The following is a 19,315-nucleotide window of genomic DNA, read 5'->3' as shown; positions in this document are numbered from 1 at the left end:
ACAGCATGCCCTTTCGAGCGAAGTGCGCAAGTGGTCAATATTGCCCTGAGCAGAATGCTCAAAAGTCGGCAGTACTGGAATGTCATACTGCGCATATGTCCAGTAGAGAACCCACCGACCCGACTTTGGACGCCACCGACGCGCGCCTGTTGCTCGAACTGGTGGCCAACCCGCGCGCCACCGGCGTGGAGCTCGCGACCCGGCTCGGACTGTCCCGCAATACCGTCCAGGCGCGGCTGGCGCGCTGGGAGGCGAGCGGGGTGCTCGGCAGTTTCGAACGACGGGTGCGCCCGCGCGCACTCGGCTATCCGCTGTCGGCGTTCGTGGCGGTCGTCGTCGATCAGCATCAACTGGACGCGGTGGTGGAGGCCCTGGCCGAGGTGCCGGAGGTGACCGAGGTGTGCGGCATGACCGGGCTGACCGATCTCACGGTCCGGGTGGTGGCGCGCGACGCCGACGACCTATATCGGATCGCCGGGCAGATCCTCAAAATCCCGGGCGTGGAACGAACCAACATGGCGCTGGTGATGCGGGAATTGGTGGGTCCGCGCACCGCACCGCTGCTCGATCGCCTCGCGGCCGGAAATCGCGAGAATCCCTGACCTCGAGGGTGCTGCCGCGCGCTCCCGGTCGGCGTTAAGGTGCGCGGGTGGACATTTCGGGCAAGGTTGCGATAGTTACGGGCGCCGGAGCGGGGATCGGCGCGGCATTGGCGCGGCGGCTGGCCGATGGCGGGGCTCGGGTGGTGCTCGCCGATCTGGATGCGGCCGGGGCCGCTCAGGTTGCCGCATCGATCGGGGCGAACGCGGTCGCCGTCGGCGGTGATGTGGCCGACGAGAAGGTGATTCAGAGTCTGATCGATCGCGCGGAGTCCGAATTCGGCCCCGTGGACCTGTATTTCGCGAACGCGGGTATCGGCGGTGGCCCAGGGCTGGACAGCACCGACGAACAATGGTCGGCCGCACTCGAAGTCAACGTGCTCGCCCATGTGCGGGCCGCTCGGCTGCTGACTCCGGGCTGGCTGGAGCGGGGCAGCGGGTATTTCATCGCCACGGCATCAGCGGCGGGCCTGCTGACCCAGATCGGTTCCGCCCCATACTCGGTCACCAAGCACGCGGCCGTCGGGTTCGCCGAATGGCTGTCGGTCACCTACGGGGACAAGGGCATTCGCGTCAGCTGCGTCTGCCCGATGGGCGTGGACACCCGCCTGCTGCACGGCGATCTGATCCCCGGCAGCCCCGAAGCCGCGGAACTCGCCGTCAAAGCCGTGAAAACCGCTGGGGCCGTGCTCACTCCGGAACAGGTCGCGGAGGTGGTGGTCGCGGGCGTGGCGGCGGAGACCTTCCTCATCCTCCCGCACCCGGAGGTCCTGAAGATGTACCGCCACAAGGGCTCCGACTACGACCGCTGGCTGGAGGGCATGCGCCGCTTCCAGGCGATGCTGCGGGGTTAGGCGTCGTCCGCGACGACCAGCGTCGCCGCGGCGGTGCGGATGACCTCGGGGATCTCGATCGGCTTACGGGTGTCGGAATCCACGTATACGTGCACGAAGACGCCGGTGGCGGCGAGTTCCAGGGTGCCCTCGGCATCGCGGAAGATCGCCAGGTCGTAGGTGATGCTGGAGCGGCCGAGGCGGGAGATCCGCAGGCCGACCTGCAACTGGTCCGGGAAGCTGAGGGAGCCCAGGTACTGGCACGAGGTCTGGGCGACCACGCCCAGCGCGGGCAGATCCCGGATGTCGGTGCCGGTGGCGTGCATCAGCCAGGCGTTGACCGCGGTGTCGAAGTACGAGTAGTAGGTCACGTTGTTGACGTGGCCGTAATGGTCGTTGTCGGCCCACCGCGTCGGCATCGGCCACAGGACCGGATACTGCTTGCTCACCCGGCAGACGATAGCTCAGCCGGGGTCGTACCCTGCCGGTGGTCGCGCGGGCTCACCCCGAAGTGCCGTTTGAACGCCGCGCTCAACGCGAAGGCGCTGCCGTAACCGACCTTGCCCGCGATCGATTCGATGGTCGCGTCGGTCTCCTGCAGCAGGTCGGCGGCCAGGGCGAGCCGCCATTCGGTGAGGAACGCCATCGGCGGCTCGCCGACCAGATCGGTGAACCGGCGGGCCAGCGCCGCGCGGGACACCCCGACGGCTTCGGCCAGGCTCGCGACGGTCCAGCCGTGCGCCGGGTTGTGCTGCAGCAGGCGCAGGGCCTTGCCGACCAGCGGGTCACTGTAGGCGTGGTACCAGGCGGGGGCGTCGTTGCGGGCGAACCAGGCGCGCAGCGCGGCGATCAGGACCAGGTCGAGCATGCGGTCGAGCACCGCGCTCTGGGCGGGTTCGTCCTTGGTGGCTTCGTCGGCGAGCAGGTCGAGCAGGCGGGCGTCGAAATCGCCGTGCGGCAGCACGATGATCGGCGGCAATGCCCGCAGCAGGCGCTGGCTGGCCGCGCCCGCGGACTCGTAGGTGCCGGTGACGACCATGGTGGCGCCGTCCGGGTCGGTACCCCATTGGCGGGTGCCGAGGCTCAGTGTCTCGCAGAGGATTTCACCGTCGGGGGTCTTGGTGACCTGGCCGGGGTGGATGATGATCTGCGGCGCGGTGGCCGGGTCGTCGGCGACCGTATATGGCTGCGGTCCACGGAAAATCGCGACGTCGCCGGCGGCGAGCTGCCGCGGACTCGTCGAATTCTGCCCGGCGGCACCGGTATTCGCGCCCCGCTTGGGCGCGTCCGGCACGATCCAGGCGGTACCGCGGATCATCGACACCACCGTCAGCGGCGCCTCGTCCTCGATACGCAGCGACCACGGCGGATCCAGCAGTGAGCACATGACGAAAGCACCTCGGGCGCGTGGCCCTTCGAGCAGGCTGGCTAGCGCATCCACACCTCCACCTTAGACGCACGCGCATGATCATGAGCGGCTCGACTATGTCGAGTCCGGGCCCGCGGCGATGTACTTGAGCCATGACATTCAACGACGCAAACCAGCCCCAGATCCTCGTCACCGGCGGCACCGGCAAGACCGGAGCCCGCGTGGCGGCCCGCCTCCAGCAGGCCGGTCACCAGGTCCGGATCGGCTCCCGCACAGCGGAAATCCCCTTCGACTGGACCGACCGCGACACCTGGTCCGCGGCACTGTCCGGCATCGACACCGTCTACGTCGCCTTCCAGCCCGACCTCGCCGTGCCCGGCGCGCCCGATGTCATCCAGGCCTTCACTACCGCCGCGAAGAACAGCGGTGTGGGCAAGCTGGTGCTGCTCTCGGGCCGCGGCGAACCCGAGGCCGTGGAGTGCGAGGAGATCGTGCAGCAGTCCGGCCTCGACTGGACCATCGTCCGCTGCAGCTTCTTCGCCCAGAACTTCAGCGAAGGCGCCTTCACCGACTACATCCTCGGCGGCCACGTCGCGCTCCCCAACGGCGACGTCCCGGAACCGTTCGTGCACGCCGACGATATCGCCGACGTCGCGGTCGCCGCGCTCACCGGCGAAGGCCACAGCCGGGAACTCTACGAACTCACCGGCCCCCGCGCCCTGACCTTCGCCGAGGCCACCGCCGAGATCGCCGAGGCCACCGGCCGCGACATCGCCTTCACCCCGATCACCCGCACGGAATTCGTTGCGAGCCTGACCGAATACCAGGTTCCCGCCGATGCCGTCAGCCTGCTGGACTACCTGTTCGGCACCATCCTGGACGGCCGCAACTCCGCCCCCGCGGACGGCGTCCAGCGCGCACTCGGCCGCGCCCCCAAGGACTTCCGGGCCTACGCGGCCGAAACCGCCGCCAGCGGTGTGTGGTCCGTCGAAGAAGCACCCGTGCGCTGAGCAGAACTCGAATGCGGCGGTCCCGCCCTGCGCAGGCGGGCCGCCGGTCGGCGCTTCCACCTCGGCGGATTTCCCGGGTCGGTACCGTCGAGTGATGCTGGATTCGATGATCGAGCGTCCGATGCGGCGGGCCCGGGTGGCGGTGTTCACGGTGTTCGCGCTCAACGGGTTCCTGCTGGCACTGTGGGTGGTGCACATTCCGGTCATCACCGACCGGACGGGCGTCGCGAAATCCACTCTGGGGACTTTCATCCTGATGCTCGCGGGCGCGGGGATCATCGGGATGCGGATCGCGGGCCCGCTGGCGGATCGGTTCGGCAGCCGCACCCTGGTCGGTGCGGCCGCCGCGATCACCGCCGCGACGGTCATCGGTCCCGGGTTGGCCACCGGGCCGGTCGCCCTCGCCATCGCGCTGGCCTGCTTCGGTTTCGGCAACGGAGCGCTCGACGTCTCGATGAATACCCAGGCCGTGCACGTCGAGCGGGCGTATGGCCGGCCGATCATGTCGGCCTTCCACGCCCTGTTCTCCGCGGGCGGTTTCCTCGGCTCGGTGCTCGGCGCCGCCGCCCAGCGTGCCGACTGGGATGTGCGTCTCACGCTCGGCGTGGCGGCGGTCGCCTGTTTGGCGCTCACCGCCGCGCTGGTGCCGCTGCTGCTCCGCGATACCAGCTCGACCACCCCGGAGGTCGTCGCCGACGGCAGGCCCGCACCTCAGGACGAAGCGGAACCGACCGGGTGGAGCCGGGTGCCGGAGCGCACCCGGAAAGTGATGGCGCTGGCCTTGATCGCGTTCGTGTTGCTGCTGTGTGAAGGGGCCGCTGCGGATTGGAGCGCCTTGCAGGTCCGCGAACACCTGGATGCCGACGAAGCTACCGCCGCACTGGCTTTCGCGGCTTTCTCGTTCACCATGACCGCGGGCCGTTTCGCCACCGACCGCATCGCGGGCGCCTTCGGCCGCGTGGCGGTGGTCCGCTATGGCAGTCTCATCTGCGCGGTCGGCCTCGGTGTGGTCATCGCCTCTCCGTGGGTCCCACTGACCCTGCTGGGCTGGGCCCTGTGCGGTATCGGCCTCTCCGGCGGTATCCCCCAAATCTTCACCGCCGCAGGCAATCTCGGCTCCAGCACCGCCGCCACCGACATGTCCCGCGTCTTCAGCCTGGGCTACCTGGGCCTGCTCGCCGGTCCTGCCATCATCGGCTGGCTCACGGCGCTGGTCCCCCTCACCACGGCTCTCGCCGCCCCGCTCCTGCTCCTGCTGCTGTGCAGCTGGAAAGCCGGAGTCGTGGCACCGCCGAAATCCAAGATCAGCGCGTGAGGCGGAGTTCCATCAAGCCGACGGCGCAACGACGCAGATTACTTCGGGGCGCCCAGGCAGAGGGTGATCGGCTCCGGCTCCGGGTAGAGGTAAGTGTTCTGCTCGGAACCCACAGGTCCGCAGGCCGAGCTGGCGGCGACGCCCCGCACAATCTTGTCGACCTTGAAGTCCGCGGCCGCGGTGCATTCCACCTTGATAGTCGGGCGGGACCGGCCGCCCGCGAAGCAGTCGCCTTCCTCGGCGTTCAGGCGCAGGCAAAGGGTGTATCCCCGCCTGCCATCCCGGTGGTAGCTGGTGTAATCCGCTGTCGCGCAGTCCGAATCGGCTCCGTCGAGCTGTTCCGCGACGACATAGTTGGCCTCGGGATCGCCGCAGTCCGCGAGCTCGAACTCCGCGGCCGCACTGCTGCCCGACAAAGTCCCGCACTGGCCGACCTCGGCCGGCTTGCCGGTCGCGTACACCAGCCAGACCACACCGGCGATCAGAAAGAGCACCACCGCCGGCGCGAGCACCTTCAGCCAGCTCATCACCTGCTCCCGTGTACTGCTCGGCACGGGCGGCGGGAAAGCGGGCGGATATCCCTGGTACGGACCGTGATTCACCGGTCCGGGGTGACCTTGATACGGGAAATTCGGCGGCGTGGTCATGCGTCTCTCGGGCAGCTCTCGGAACATACGACAGCGGCCCCCCGCTCGCGAAAGCGAAGGGCCGCCTCGTAAAACGATCTACAGCGCTTTCAATTCCTCGGTGACCGCACCGACGGACTTCTTCGCATCACCGAACAACATCGAGGTGGTGTCGGCGTAGAACAGCGGGTTGTCGATACCGGCGAAACCGGAGTTCATCGAACGCTTCAGCACGATGACGCTCTTGGCCTGATCCACATTCAGCACGGGCATGCCGTAGATCGGGCTGGAGGCGTCTTCGCGCGCCGACGGGTTGGTAACGTCGTTGGCGCCGATCACCAGGGCCACATCGGTGCGGCCGAATTCGCCGTTGATGTCGTCCATTTCCTTCATCGCGTCATAGGACACCTCGGCCTCGGCCAGCAGCACGTTCATGTGCCCGGGCATACGACCGGCGACCGGATGGATGGCGTACTTGACCTCGACGCCCTTGGCTTCGAGCAGCGCCGCCATCTCCTTGACCGCGTGCTGGGCCTGCGCGACGGCCATGCCGTACCCGGGCACCACGATGACCTGGTTGGCGTAGGCCATCTGGATCGCGGCGTCGGCGGCCGAGGTGGCCTTGGCCTGCTTGGCCTCGCCGCCACCGGCGCCGGGCGCGGTACCGCCGCCGCCGAACCCGCCGGCCACGATCGCCGGAATGGACCGGTTCATCGCCTTGGCCATCAGGTTGGTCAGGATGGTGCCGGACGCGCCGACGATCATGCCCGCGACAATCATCGCGGTGTTGTTCAGCGCCAAACCGGCTGCGGCGGCGGACAAACCGGTCAGCGCGTTCAGCAGCGAGATGACCACGGGCATGTCGGCGCCACCGATCGGCAGCACCACCATCAGGCCGAGAATGCCGGCCGCGACCAGCAGCAGCACCATCCACCACCACGGCGCGCCACCGTCGGCGGCGCCGATTCCGATGACGACCGCGGCACCCACCGCGACGACGAGCAGCAGCAGATTCAGCGGCTGCTGCAGCTTGCCGACACCGATCGGGCTACCGGGCAGGATCTCCTGCAGCTTGCCGAACGCGATCAGCGAGCCCCAGAACGAGATCGAGCCGATGATCGCCGCGAACAGCGAACCCACGATGATGTGCACGGTCGGCTCTTCGCCGTGTTTGAAGGCGGAAAAGCCGGTGGTGTCGAGGAACTCGGCCCACGCGATCAGCGCGACCGTGCCACCGCCGACGCCGTTGAACGCGGCGACCAGCTGCGGCATCGCGGTCATCTTGGTGCGCTGCGCGGGCGGCACGCCGAGCGCGACACCGACCACCAGGCCCGCGACGATCAGGATCCAATTGCTGGTGTCGCGCACCGAGATCAGCGTCGCGACCACCGCGAGGAACATGCCCACCGCGGCGATCCAGTTGCCGCGCACCGCGGTCTTCGGCCCGGTCAGGCCCATCAGGCCGTAGATGAACATGCCGAAGGCGATGATGTAGAGAATATTGACGAGATAATCCATGGCTACTTCTCCGCCTTCTCGACCGCGGCGGCCTTCTTGCCCTTGAACATGGCGAGCATGCGGTCGGTCACCACGAAACCACCGATGACGTTCAGGGTTCCGAAGACCAGCGCCACGAACAGAATGATCTGGATGCCGATGGAGGGGTCCTCCATCTTGCCCAGGGTGACCAGCGCGCCGAGCACGACGATGCCGTGAATGGCGTTGGTGCCCGACATCAACGGGGTGTGCAAGGTGTTGGGCACCTTGGAGATGACGGCGAAGCCCACGAACCCGGACAGCACCAGGATCGCGATATTGGCCAGAAGTCCGGTGTACATCAGGCGTCCACCTCACGAGTAACGCAGGAATCGGCGAGCACCTGGTCTTCGAAGTCGGGGACGAGCTTGCCGTCCACCAACATCAGTTCCAGCAGTGCCGCGATGTTTTTCGAGTACAGCTCCGAGGCGTGCTCGGGCATGGTCGCGGGCAGGTTCAGCGGCGAGCAGATGGTGACCTCGTGCTTGACCGCGGTCTGACCGGGCTCGGTCAGCTCGCAGTTGCCGCCGGTCTCACCGGCCAGGTCGACGATCACGCTGCCGGGCTTCATGCCCTCCACAGCGGCGGCGGTGACCAGGCGCGGAGCTGGACGGCCGGGGACGAGCGCGGTGGTGATCACCACGTCGAAGCCCTTGATCGCATCCTCCAAAGCCTGCTGCTGCTTGGCCTTTTCCTCGTCGGTGAGCTCGCGGGCGTAGCCGCCCTCACCAGCGGCGTCGATGCCGAGGTCGAGCCACTGCGCACCGACCGAACGCACCTGATCGGCGACCTCGGGCCGCACGTCGTAGCCGGTGGTGCGCCCGCCGAGCCGCTTGGCCGTAGCCAGCGCCTGCAGACCGGCGACACCCACGCCGAGCACCAGCACGGTCGCGGGCTTCACAGTGCCCGCGGCGGTGGTGAGCATCGGGAAGAAGCGAGTCGATTCCGAGGCCGCGAGCAGCACGGCCTTGTAGCCGGCGACGTTGGCCTGCGAGGACAGCGCGTCCATCACCTGGGCGCGCGAGATGCGCGGGATCGCCTCGACCGCGAAGGCTTGCACGCCCGCGGTTTTCAGCGCGCCGATCTGATTCTCGGCGTTGCGCGGCGCGAGGAACCCGATCAGCGTCTGCCCGTCGGACAGCTTCGCCACCTCGGCGTCGGAGGGCGGGGCGACCTTGACGACCACCTCGGCCGACCAGGGGTCGCCGATGCTCGCCCCGGCCGCGACGTAGGCCTCGTCGGGGATGAGCGCGCCGAGTCCGGCGCCGGCCTCCACGACAACCTCTACGCCCTGCTTGACCAGGGACGGAATGATTTTGGGCACCAATGCGACACGTCGTTCGCCCGCGGTGGTCTCGCGAACGACTCCGACACGCGCTCCGCGCGGCGACGAATCGCCTACGTTTTGCGTTGTCTCCACTTGTCAGACTTCCTTACTCGAACTGGCTCAGCGTTACCTACGACGAGTTGCTGGTGGGCAACTACGCCGCCAAACGAGGGCTGGACGATGCTACTTGTGAGTAAGTTCGCCCAAATCCTCGCAACTGTACCCGGGTTGCAGTGAGGGTAGTTGAGATGCCCATCACAAGCAGTGTCCGAAATCCGCTGAATGGGCGGTTCACCAGGTCAGGACTGCCCAGCGTGACGCGCATCATGCCGTGGACTGTCGAGTTCCCGTCGTACGCCGTATGGTCTGGCTCGTGAAGGATTGCGTCTTCTGCCGCATCGTGGCGGGTACCGCGCCGGCGACAAAGGTCTACGAGGACGACACCCTGTGTGCGTTTCTCGACATTCGGCCCATCGCCCGCGGTCACACACTGATCATTCCCAAGGCGCACGCCGCCGAACTCGAAGACCTCGACGCCGAAACCGGGGCGCGCATCTTCCGCGCCGGACACCGGCTGGCGCTGGCCATGCGCCGCAGTACCCTCGCCGCCAACGGCGCGAATCTGGTGATGAACGATGGCAAGGCCGCCTTTCAGACCGTCGCGCACGTGCACCTGCATGTCATCCCCCGCCGCAACGGCGACAAACTGAGTTTCGCCAAGGGGTTGCTGCTGCGCCGCCCGCATGATCCGGAGGGGACCGCCGCCGCGATCCGCACCGGAATCGCCGCGCTGGCAACCGAAGACACCGACCCCGTGGAAGGGACCCAGGCATGACGCTGGATCGAGCCGAGCTGACCACACTGCTGTCGCAGCAGTGGGACGCCATCGCCGCGCTGGTCACCGATCTGCCCGAAGACCGCTGGCGCACACCGTCGCCGCTGCCCGGCTGGACGGTGTTCGACGTGGTCGCGCATGTAGCCGGCACCGAATCCTGGCTGCTCGGGGAGCAACCGCCGCAGCATGATCCGATGCGGCCCAAGACCGATGTACGGACGCTGCCGCATGTGCGCAACGAGATCGCGGTGCTCAACGAGATCTGGATCGATCGGCTGCGGCCGCTGTCCGGCGCTCGGTTGTTCGAACTCTATGACGAGGTGACCGACCGGCGGCGGAAAGCGTTGTCGGAGATGAGCACCGAGGCCTGGACCGTGCCGACGCAGTCACCGATCGGGCAGGTGCCCTACGGGCGGTTCATGCGAGTGCGGTTATTCGACTGCTGGATGCACGAACTCGACCTGGCCGACGCGCTCGGCGTCAGCGTCGAGGAGGGCGGCAAGCGGGGTGCGGTGGCATTCGAAGAATTCCTTGTCTCCGTGCCGCGCGCGGTCGGCAAACTCGGCAAAGCCCCGGAAGGTTCCCGGATCTTGTTCGAACTGACCGGCCCGCATGCCCGGCCCCTGCGCATTCAGGTCGCCGGGCGAGCCGGCTACGTGGACGCCTTCGACGAGCCCCCCACGGTGCAGATCCGTTTGGACTCCAGACTTTTCGTGCGTCTGGGTGGCGGCCGGGCCACCGCTGACGAACACCTGGACGAGATCGAGATCAGTGGCGACGAGGAGCTCGGGAACAGGCTGGTCCGCAGTCTGGCCTTCACCCTCTGATGCGGCTGTTCCTGGCCAGCTATCGATTCGGGGCGCACGCCGACCGGCTCGCCGCGTTAGTGGGCGAGCCCGGACGGGTCGCGGTGATCCCCAACGCCTGTGACGCCTGGCCGGATGCCTGGGAGTCGGCGGTCACCAGCGATTTCGTGCCGCTGCGCAAGCTCGGATACACGCCGGAGGTGCTGGATCTGCGCGACTTCCTCGCGCAGCCAACGGAACTGGAGCGGGCACTGCGGGAGTTTCCGCTGCTGTGGGTGCGCGGCGGGAACACCTTCGTGTTGCGTGCCCAATTCGCCCGCAGCGGAGCCGATGTCGTGCTGCCCCGGCTGCTGGCCGAGGACGCGCTGGTCTACTCGGGGTACAGCGCGGGCGCCTGCCTGCTGACGCCGGATCTGCACGGACTGGAATCCAGTGACGACCCGGCCGAGGTGCAAAGCGCCTGCGGGATCGAAACACGCTGGGATGGACTGGGTTTGGTCGACCACCGAATCGTCCCGCACGTGGGTTCGGACCTCGATCCCGCCGACTTCGGCAATCGGCTCGTCGCCGACTACCGGGCCGCCGGGATCCCGCACTGGCCCCTCACCGATGACGGTGTGGTCGTCGTCGACGGGGACCGTCTGGAAGTACTTCCCTAGCGGCGGAACACAACCCAGCGCAGCGCCGAGTACATGTAGACCGCCTCACAAGCGCCCGCCAGCAGCCGGGACAGGCGATAGTCCAGGCCGAGGGCCGTCAGGCCGGTACCGACGCCGAGGATGAAGGCCAGGTAGTTGATGATCACGACCACGACGTAGACCGCGGCCTGCTTGCCGACCGGGGCGTGCGAGTGGAAGTTGAACGTCCGGTTCAGCACGAACGCCAGGCCGAACGCGCACAGATATCCCACGGTGATCGACAACCACAGCGGCAGGCCGAGCCCGCTGCGGCACAGCGTGAGCAGGGCCAGATCGACCGCGAAGGTGAAGCTGTTGATCAGCGCGAAGCCCAGGAAGGTCGGGGCGACAAAACGATTCAGGCCCCACGGCAGCCGGGCGACGGCCGCCGCGCAGGCCCGGGTGAACCGGTCCGCGAGGGTGTCGGTGGAAGCCGTCTCGAGCACAGGTCCACGCTGCCAGCGTGAGATGACGAGAAGGTGAGCAGCGAGCAAACCCGGGCTCAGCCGATCTGGCCCAGCGGCTCCGGGCGGTCCAGCGCCGACCATGCCATCAGCCAGCGCCGCCGGGTCACATCGTCGGAATCGCTGAGCAGCGCGTCCAGCAGCAGCCGCGGGTCACCGCGCCACTGGTCGCCGATGGTCGTGAGCGCGTCCTTGCCGAACAATCCGGACCGGTCGAGCGCGGTGAGCCACTCCCCGAATTCCCCCGCGTGGATGCGCCGCAACGCCGAGACGTCGACGCTGCCCTCGGCGAACTCGTCGGCGAAGAGCGCGGCCACCGACTCGCGGTAGTTCGGCGATTCGGCCTGCATCACGGTGATCCCTCCCGGTCGCGGCGCACGCGCGCGCCACTCGATCTCTCAGCGGTCCCCCGACCCTGAACCGGGAATTCCGACGTCGCGGTTTCCGGCGCTCCACCGGGCCACTCGCACAGCACATCCCGGCACCACCGTAACCGGGTCGGCGATTTCCGGTAAGCCCACAATTCGACCGTCCCCGCGAGCGACTAGCGTTTACCCCGTGGACCTGCATGACCTGATCGACCGGCTCCCCGACGGCACCGTGCTCACCGACCCGGATCTGCTCGCGTCCTACCGGCAGGACCGGGCGCTGGATCCGGAGGCCGGCACAGCGCTGGCGGTGGTGCGGGCGCGCACGACCGAGGATGTGGTCGCCACACTGCGGTGGGCGAGCGAGCACGGGGTTCCGGTGGTGCCGCGCGGTGCGGGCTCGGGGCTCTCGGGCGGGTCGACCGCGCTGAACGGCGGGATCGTGCTGTCCACCGAGCGGATGCGCGACATCACCGTCGACCCGGTCACCCGGACCGCGGTGGTGCAGCCGGGCCTGTTCAACGCCGAGGTGAAGCGGGCGGTCGCCGAGCACGGGCTGTGGTATCCGCCGGACCCGTCGTCGTTGGAGTTCTGCTCCATCGGCGGCAACGCCGCCACCAACGCTGGCGGCCTGTGCTGTGTGAAGTACGGCGTGACCACCGACTACGTGCTCGGCATGGAAGTCGTTCTGGCCGACGGCAAGGTGGTGCGACTCGGCGGTCCGCGGCTGAAGGATTCGGCGGGGCTGTCACTGACCAAACTTTTCGTCGGCAGCGAGGGCACGCTCGGCATCATCACCGAGCTGACGCTGCGCCTGCTGCCCGCGCAACCGCCGCAGAGCACCGTTGTCGCGAGCTTCGCGACGCTGACCGCGGCCACCGAGGCGATTCTCGCGATCACCGGCACGCTGCGCCCGTCCATGCTCGAATTCATGGACTCGGTCGCGATCAACGCGGTCGAGGACGAGATGCGAATGGGCTTGGACCGCAATGCCGCCGGGCTGCTGGTGGCCCGTTCCGACGCCCCCGGCGAGTTCGCCGCCCGGGAAGCCCAGATCATGCTCGAGGCCTGCGAAAAGGCCGGAGCCACCGAGGTTTTCCGCACCGATGACGCCGAGGAAGGGGAAGCCTTCACCGCCGCACGGCGTTTCGCCATCCCGGCGGTGGAGAAGATCGGCCCGCTGCTGCTCGAGGATGTCGGCGTACCGCTCCCCCGGCTCGGTGACCTGATCACCGGCATCGCCGCCATCGCCGCCCGCAACGACGTGCTGGTGTCACTGATCGCGCACGCCGGCGACGGCAACACGCACCCGCTGATCGTGCACGACCCCACCGACGCCGACAACACGGCGCGGGCGCACAAGGCGTTCGGCGAGATCATGGATCTGGCCATCGAACTCGGCGGCACCATCACCGGCGAACACGGCGTCGGCCGTCTGAAGAAGGCCTGGCTGCCGAACCAACTCGGCCCGGATGTGATGGACCTGACTCGTCGCATCAAGGACGCGCTGGACCCACAAGGCATCCTGAATCCGGGTTCCATCCTCTGACCTACACTCACGGAGCAAAACCCGTCCGCAGGACTTACCCACCCCGAGGAGTTCGCTCATCTCATGACCACCAGGCTCGAGCACAATGTCGCCGACACCCGTTTCGAGATCTACATCGACGACACCCTCGCCGGGTACGCCGACTACGCCGAGCGTGAAGGCGCGAAAGTCCGCGACTTCCACCACACCATGACCTTCCCGGAGTTCCGCGGCCAGGGCGTGGCGGCGAAGGTGGTCGAGTTCGCGCTCGAGGATTCGCGCGACAAGGGCTTCTCGATCGTCCCGACCTGCTGGTATGTCGAGAAGTACATCGCCGAGCACAAGGAGTACGCCGACCTGGTCAGCTGATCGGCTCCGCCAGGTGCGCCGCGAGGATCGGACCGATGACGGCGTTGGCTGCGGGGGTGGCCATTTTGTGGTGCTCGAACCCGGTCTGATGGTCGATGATCTCGCCGGTGATGTAGGGGCGCCAGGTGACGACGTTCGGGGTGTAGTCCGGGTGAGCGTTGTTACTGCTGAAGAAGATCAGGTCGCCGTCGAAGGGTTCCGGACGGTAGGAGGCGGCCTGGCGGATCAGGTTTCGGTAGTCGGTGTAGAGGTTTTCCAGGTCTTTCGCGGTCAAGGTGGACAGCGTGCTCGCCGATTCGCGCAGTAGTTCGGCGGCGCGGGCAGTCAGCGGCCCCAGCCTGGCGGGTGTGGGCGGCGCGGCATCGGGTTCGCCTGGGGTGTAACCGATTTCGGCTGGGTCGAGGCCGCCGAATTCCACCAGCAGTACCTCCGGTGGCGCCAGATACTGGGCGCTTTCGGGTTCGGGGTCGGCGCGGCCGTCCATCAGGACCAGGGTCGATACCGCCTCGCCGCGCCGCTGCAGCTCCACCGCGAGCGCGTGCGCGATGGGGCCGCCCGCGGAGTAGCCGAACAGCCGGTAGGGGCCGTGGGGCTGGGTGCGCTGGATCTCGTCGGCGTAGTAGGTGACCCGCGCCGCCAGGGGCTGTTCCGGTTCGGGGCCGCGAATCCCGGGCGATTGAATGCCGTACACGGGGTAGTCGCCGTCCAGATGTTGCAGCAAACCCGCATAGCCCCAGGCCAATCCGATGGCGGGGTGCACACAGAACAGTGCCGGGCCGGTGCCGCGCGGGCGCAACGGCAGGACGGTGCGCAACGCCGGATCCACCTCCGGGCGTTCCTCGGTCATGCGCCGCGCCAGCGCACCGGGGGTCGGATCGCCGAACATCCATTGCATCGGCATCGGGAAGCCCAGGCGCGCACGGATTTCGGTGATCAGGCGGGTGGCGACCATGGACGTGCCGCCGAGTTCGAAGAAGTTGTCGTCCAGGCCGATCCGGTCCGCGCCGAGCACCGCCTCGAAGGCCGCGACGATCGCCTGTTCGGCCGGGCCGACCGGTGGCCGGTACGGAAGATCGTTGCGGTGCACGGGCATCGGCGGGGCGGGATAGACGACGGTGCCGGGTGGCGCGGTGACATCCAGATCGTCCACGACCAGGGCCGGGTTCGCGGTGAGAATATCGAGGAGGTGAACGAACCTGTCCGCCATGGTTTGTGCGGTCGCGGGCTCGAACAGGTCGAGCGCGAAGGTGAGACTGCCGGTCATACCGGTGGGTGCACCGTGCTCGTCGACCTCCTCCGCCAGCATCCATTCGAGGTCGAATTTCGCTCCCACCGTGGGCTGCGGGAGGGGACGGATATCGATGCCGGGCAGGCTGACCGGTTCCCGGTCGAAGTTCTGGAACACCAGCAGCACCTGGAACAGCGGGTGGTGCGCGGTGGAGCGGGCCGGGGCGAGGTGTTCCACCAGTCGTTCGAAGGGCAGGTCGGCGTTGCCGAAAGCATCGAGGTCGACGTTCTTGATTGCCGCCAGGACACTTTCGAAACTCTGGCCGGACTCGATCCGGCTGCGCAGCACCAGGGTGTTGACGAACATGCCGACCAGGTCGTCCAATTCGCCATCGCCGCGGCCCGCGACCACCGAACCGATGGCCACCTCCGGTCCACCGGACAGCCGGGCCAGCAGCACGGCGAGCGCGGCATGGGCGACCATGAAGGTGCTCGCCCCGTACCAGCGGGCGGTGCGCTGAATCTGCTGTCGCACAGTCGAATCGATCGCGAATTCGACCCGGCCCGCGCGATGGGTCAGGACCCGCGGCCGTGGGTGATCGCTGGGCAGCGCCGACACCGCGGGGATGCCGTGCAGGGTGGCACGCCAGTAGTCGAGTTGCCGATGCGCCACACTCGCCGGATCGCGGTCCTCGCCCAGCAATTCGTGCTGCCACAGCGCGTAATCGGCGTATTGCAGTGGCAGCGGCGGCCATTGCGGTTCGACGCCGGCGCGGCGGGCGGCGAAGGCGACCATGAGGTCACGCGTCATGGGTGCCAGCGACCAGCCGTCGGAGGTGATGTGGTGCAGCACGACCACCAGCACCGATTCGCGGGGCGTCATCCGCAGCAGGGCGACGCGCACCGGTAGTTCGGTGGTCAGGTCGAAGCCGGTGGCGGTCACGCGGGCCACCTGGTCGCCGATCTGTGCGGAGTCGATCTCCGAGATCGGCATACCGACAGCGGGTTTCGGGAGGACGTGCTGGTAGGGCTCGCCGTCGGGGCCGACCGGGTAGCTGGTGCGTAGCGCCTCATGGCGGGCCAGCACGTCGATGATCGCGCAGTGCAGGACCTCTGGATCCAGCAGGCCCGAAAGTCGCACGGCGATAGGCACATTGTAGATAGGTGAACCGGGGTCGTATCGGTTGAGGAACCACATGCGCCGCTGCGCCGCCGACAGCGGGATTCGTGCCGGCCGGATGCGTGGGCCGGGGCGCGGGCCCCGCCGCGTGCCGGCGCTACGCACGGCCTGCGCGAGCTCGGCCACCGTAGGTGCGTCGAAGACCGTCCGGACCGAGATCCGGGTGCTGAGCTCCGCGCCGAGCCGGGCCACGCACCGAATCGCGATCAGCGAATTGCCGCCGAGGGCAAAGAAATTGTCGTCCCGGCCGACGCGCGGAACGCCGAGGAGTTCACCGAAGGTATCGGCGATGGCGCGTTCGGTGCGAGTGGCCGGCGGGCGGTAGCGGCCGGACCGGACCTCCGGTGCGGGCAGCGCACGGCGGTCCAGTTTGCCGTTGCCGCTCAGCGGGAGCTCCGTCAGCACGGTGATCGTGCTGGGCACCATGTGCGCGGGCAGCCTGCGACCACAGAACTCGCGCACCGCCGCTACATCGATTCGGTTGCCCGGCTGGCTATCTCGGCGATGATGGAGCACGACGTAGGAGGCCAGCACCATCGTGTCGGCCGCACCGGCCCGCGCCACCGTCACCGCCGCTTCCACCTCGGGATGGGCGGCCAGCACCGCGTCCACCTCACCGGGTTCCACCCGTACACCACGCAGCTTCACCTGGAAGTCGGTGCGCCCCACATACTCCAGGATCGGTGCGCCCCCCTCGGTCGAGGCTTGCGCGTGCCAGCGGACCAGGTCTCCGGTGCGGTACATGCGGTCGCCGGGCGCACCGAAGGGGTTGGCCGCGAATCGTTCGGCGGTCAGCACGGATCGGCCCGCGTACCCGCGGGCCAGGGCAGGCCCGGCCAGGTACAGCTCGCCGGGCATGCCCAGCGGCACCGGACGCAGCCGACGGTCGAGGACCAGCATGACCATCCCGGGCACCGGGTTGCCGAGGCCCGAGAGTTGGCCTACCGCCATGGGTTCGGTGAAGGTCGCGGCGATCGTGGACTCGGAGGGCCCGTAGGAATTCAGCAGCATCCGGCCTGCGGCGAAACGGGCCACCACCTCCGGTGGACAGGCCTCGCCACCGGTGGAGACCGCCTGGATCCCGTCGAGGGCGCCCTCGGGCAGCGTAGCGAGCACGGCCGGTGTGGAACACAGGTGGGTGATGGCGTTTTCGGCGATCACGGTGGCCAGGTCGGAGCCGGTCAGCACCTCGCCCTCGGCGATTACCAGGGTCGCCCCCGCGGTGTAGGCCACCAGTAGTTCCAGCAGGGCCGCATCGAAACTCGGGTTGAGGCAGTGCAGGACCCGGGAACCGGGCTCGGCTCGGTAGGAATTCCGCACGGCGGCAACGAGTCCCGCCAATCCGGCATGGGTTACGTTGACGCCCTTCGGAACACCGGTCGAGCCGGAGGTGAAGACGATATACGCCGAGTGGCCGGGATGTGGCGAGGGCGGTTGCCACGAAATATCGAGGGCGCGGGACAGATCCAGCTCGTCGAGCAGGATCCACCGCACGTCCGAAGGCAGGGCCGCACGGTGCGCGGACACCGTAATCCCCAGCCGTGCACCGGATTCGGCGGCCATCCGCGCGATCCGCTCGGTCGGGTTGCCCGTGCCGACGGGCACATAGGCGGCACCGGAGCGCGCCACACCCCAGAACGCGACGACACCGTCCACCGATCGGGGCAGCGCGACCAGCACACTGGACTCCGGGCCCACGCCGAAGCCGGCGAGGGTGTGGGCGAGACGATCGGCCTGGACATCGAGTTGGCCGTACGTCAGGACCCGGTGCGAGCCGGGTGTGACCACCGCCGGGGCATGCTTGCCCACCGCCCGCATGCCCTCGTTCAGCAACTCGGGAAGCAGTTTCGGTGGGGGTGCCGGGTCGCCGCGCATTCCTTCGAGCAGCCGAATTTCGTCGTCCAGAAAGCAGTTCAGTTCTCGCACCGGGGTTTCCGGGCCCGCAAGGAGCAGCGACCGGAACATTCGCAGGAAACGCTGATGATGCCTGGCCAGCGAAACCTCGTCGTACAGGTCGGGGTTGGCGTGGAAGTCCAGATGGAGCGGACTGTGCGCGCCGTGCTGGTAGAAGTTGACGAAGAGGTCTTCGATGGGCCCCGAGGTCAGTACCTCCAGGTCGGTGTCGACGCCGGTGAAGTCGACCTCGGTCGGGAAGAGCGCGATGTTCACCACCGGCCCGACCACTCCACGCCCACCCGCCGCGTCCGGGTCGGCGGCCGCACGCATCTCCTCGTAGCGAAAACGCTGATGCCGCAGCGCACCCGACACCTCGAGCCGAATGGCATCGAGCACCTCGCCGACGGTGCGGCGCTCGGTGACGTCCAGACGCAGGGGCACCATGTTGGCGAGCATTCCGCCCGAGCGCCGCAGCATGGCGGTGGTGCGCCCGGAGACCGGCAGGCTCAATACCACTTCCGGCAGGCCGGTCAACCGGCCGTAGTAGGCGGCGAGCGCGGCCATCACCAGGGCGGGCGTACCCACACCGAAGCGCTCCCCGGCGGCCACGAGCAGCTCGGTATGCCCCTGCGACAGCATCATTCGATGCTGCTGCGCCAGCGCCCGCGCGGGCGCCGCCGCTTCGACCAGGCTGCAGCGCTCGGGCATCCCGGCGACCCGCTGGGCCCAGTAGGCGGCATCGGAATCGAATCGGCTCGACGCGCGATAGTCCATCTCCGCGCGATAGACCTCGTAAAGATCAGCCGCCGCAGCAGGTTTCGGCTCCACCCCCGCGAGTTCGGCGTTGTAGATCTCGGCCACCCGGTACAACATCGTCACCGAGCCGAACCCATCGAGCGCCACATGATGGATGCGCGAGTACGACAGCACCCGCTCCGGCCCGACCCGTAACACCGCGATCAGTGCGAGTCGATCCGCCGAAAGATCTATCGGCGCAGCCACATCCGAGCGCATCCAGGCCATGGCTTCGGCCTCCGGATCGGCTGCGGCACGCAAATCCCGGTAAATGACCAGCGGCTCCTGCCGCGTGTCCACCACCTGATGCGGACCATCCGCGCGCTGCACCAATCGCACCAGCACCGAACCTATTTCGCGTCCCGCCCGGCGGGTGGCCCGCAACAGCGTGTCCACCTCCAGTGGCCCGCGCATCTCGATGTATTGCGCCTCGTACAGCGGCACCTGCGGGTCCAACTGCTGGGCGTACCAGAAGCCGAGCTGCGCGGGCCCCAGCGGAAACTCGGTGCGGATTCCGGAATCCGAGCCGCGGGTAGACGAAAATCCGTGCGTCAT

17 protein-coding genes and 1 pseudogene are annotated in these 19,315 nt (G+C 68.1%); 9 read left to right on the top strand and 9 right to left on the bottom strand.

Features of this window, described 5'->3' with window-relative positions:
* The first annotated feature begins 95 nt into the window (after positions 1-95).
* Positions 96-602, top strand: a complete 507-nt coding sequence (locus tag IBX22_RS23215) for an Lrp/AsnC family transcriptional regulator (RefSeq protein ID WP_194817595.1) — start codon at positions 96-98, stop codon at positions 600-602.
* Positions 603-649: 47 nt separating this feature from the next.
* Positions 650-1,453, top strand: a complete 804-nt coding sequence (locus tag IBX22_RS23210) for an SDR family oxidoreductase (protein WP_194817594.1) — start codon at positions 650-652, stop codon at positions 1,451-1,453.
* Here IBX22_RS23210 and IBX22_RS23205 read toward each other — a convergent pair.
* Positions 1,450-1,851 carry a thioesterase family protein gene (locus IBX22_RS23205; RefSeq protein WP_194817880.1) on the bottom strand — a complete coding sequence of 134 codons (402 nt, stop codon included), beginning with the start codon at positions 1,849-1,851 and terminating at the stop codon, positions 1,450-1,452. The two genes, IBX22_RS23210 and IBX22_RS23205, sit on opposite strands and share 4 nt — an antisense overlap.
* A gap of 26 nt (positions 1,852-1,877) precedes the next feature.
* On the bottom strand, positions 1,878-2,873 hold the full coding sequence (locus tag IBX22_RS23200) for an AraC family transcriptional regulator (RefSeq protein WP_194817593.1): 996 nt from the start codon (positions 2,871-2,873) through the stop codon (positions 1,878-1,880).
* Between the two features lie 80 nt (positions 2,874-2,953).
* Between IBX22_RS23200 and IBX22_RS23195 the strand changes: the two genes are divergently transcribed.
* Both IBX22_RS23195 and IBX22_RS23190 read left to right on the top strand, forming a co-directional pair.
* Positions 2,954-3,811 carry an SDR family oxidoreductase gene (locus tag IBX22_RS23195; RefSeq protein WP_194817592.1) on the top strand — a complete coding sequence of 286 codons (858 nt, stop codon included), beginning with the start codon at positions 2,954-2,956 and terminating at the stop codon, positions 3,809-3,811.
* Between the two features lie 94 nt (positions 3,812-3,905).
* Positions 3,906-5,126 (top strand): MFS transporter, encoded by a 1,221-nt coding sequence (locus tag IBX22_RS23190; RefSeq protein ID WP_194817591.1) that lies wholly within the window; start codon positions 3,906-3,908, stop codon positions 5,124-5,126.
* A 38-nt stretch (positions 5,127-5,164) separates the two neighbouring features.
* Here the strand turns inward: IBX22_RS23190 and IBX22_RS23185 are convergent, their stop codons facing one another.
* From IBX22_RS23185 to IBX22_RS23170, 4 genes are all read right to left on the bottom strand, one after another.
* Positions 5,165-5,653 carry a hypothetical protein gene (locus tag IBX22_RS23185; RefSeq protein WP_194817590.1) on the bottom strand — a complete coding sequence of 163 codons (489 nt, stop codon included), beginning with the start codon at positions 5,651-5,653 and terminating at the stop codon, positions 5,165-5,167.
* 198 nt (positions 5,654-5,851) lie between these two features.
* On the bottom strand, positions 5,852-7,270 hold the full coding sequence (locus tag IBX22_RS23180) for an NAD(P)(+) transhydrogenase (Re/Si-specific) subunit beta (protein ID WP_194817589.1): 1,419 nt from the start codon (positions 7,268-7,270) through the stop codon (positions 5,852-5,854).
* 2 nt (positions 7,271-7,272) lie between these two features.
* The gene (locus IBX22_RS23175) at positions 7,273-7,590 is read right to left on the bottom strand and encodes an NAD(P) transhydrogenase subunit alpha (protein ID WP_194817588.1); all 318 of its coding nucleotides are present in this window, start codon (positions 7,588-7,590) and stop codon (positions 7,273-7,275) included.
* Positions 7,590-8,708, bottom strand: coding sequence for a Re/Si-specific NAD(P)(+) transhydrogenase subunit alpha (locus tag IBX22_RS23170; protein WP_194817587.1), 1,119 nt, complete (start codon positions 8,706-8,708; stop codon positions 7,590-7,592). The genes IBX22_RS23175 and IBX22_RS23170 overlap by 1 nt, the downstream gene beginning before the upstream one ends.
* Before the next feature lie 280 nt (positions 8,709-8,988).
* Here IBX22_RS23170 and IBX22_RS23165 point away from each other — a divergent pair, with 280 nt between their 5' ends.
* Genes IBX22_RS23165 through IBX22_RS23155 form a run of 3 tightly spaced genes read left to right on the top strand, consistent with a single transcriptional unit; the run spans position 8,989 to position 10,915 of the window.
* Entirely contained in the window at positions 8,989-9,450 is a 462-nt protein-coding gene (locus tag IBX22_RS23165) for an HIT family protein (RefSeq protein WP_194817586.1), read from the top strand.
* Entirely contained in the window at positions 9,447-10,277 is an 831-nt protein-coding gene (locus IBX22_RS23160) for a maleylpyruvate isomerase family mycothiol-dependent enzyme (protein ID WP_194817585.1), read from the top strand. Before IBX22_RS23165 ends, IBX22_RS23160 begins: the two co-directional genes overlap by 4 nt.
* Positions 10,277-10,915, top strand: a complete 639-nt coding sequence (locus IBX22_RS23155) for a Type 1 glutamine amidotransferase-like domain-containing protein (RefSeq protein WP_194817584.1) — start codon at positions 10,277-10,279, stop codon at positions 10,913-10,915. The genes IBX22_RS23160 and IBX22_RS23155 overlap by 1 nt, the downstream gene beginning before the upstream one ends.
* Here the strand turns inward: IBX22_RS23155 and IBX22_RS23150 are convergent.
* Positions 10,912-11,379 carry a GtrA family protein gene (locus IBX22_RS23150; protein WP_309234742.1) on the bottom strand — a complete coding sequence of 156 codons (468 nt, stop codon included), beginning with the start codon at positions 11,377-11,379 and terminating at the stop codon, positions 10,912-10,914. The genes IBX22_RS23155 and IBX22_RS23150 overlap by 4 nt on opposite strands.
* Positions 11,380-11,435: 56 nt before the next feature.
* Positions 11,436-11,747 (bottom strand): hypothetical protein, encoded by a 312-nt coding sequence (locus IBX22_RS23145; RefSeq protein WP_194817582.1) that lies wholly within the window; start codon positions 11,745-11,747, stop codon positions 11,436-11,438.
* Positions 11,748-11,955: 208 nt separating this feature from the next.
* Here IBX22_RS23145 and IBX22_RS23140 point away from each other — a divergent pair, with 208 nt between their 5' ends.
* Together IBX22_RS23140 and IBX22_RS23135 are read left to right on the top strand one after the other, a co-directional pair.
* A complete protein-coding gene (locus IBX22_RS23140; protein WP_194817581.1) occupies positions 11,956-13,314 on the top strand; it encodes an FAD-binding oxidoreductase in 1,359 nt (452 codons plus the stop codon).
* Positions 13,315-13,365: 51 nt separating this feature from the next.
* Positions 13,366-13,662, top strand: a pseudogene (locus tag IBX22_RS23135) (GNAT family N-acetyltransferase); the annotation flags it as partial.
* Here IBX22_RS23135 and IBX22_RS23130 read toward each other — a convergent pair.
* On the bottom strand, positions 13,655-19,315 hold the full coding sequence (locus IBX22_RS23130; protein ID WP_194817579.1) for a non-ribosomal peptide synthetase: 5,661 nt from the start codon (positions 19,313-19,315) through the stop codon (positions 13,655-13,657). The pseudogene IBX22_RS23135 and the gene IBX22_RS23130 overlap by 8 nt on opposite strands.

It is taken from the genome of Nocardia sp. XZ_19_385, assembly GCF_015355755.1.
Classification (GTDB): Bacteria; Actinomycetota; Actinomycetes; order Mycobacteriales; family Mycobacteriaceae; genus Nocardia.
This window is presented reverse-complemented; position numbering and strand designations above follow the sequence as displayed.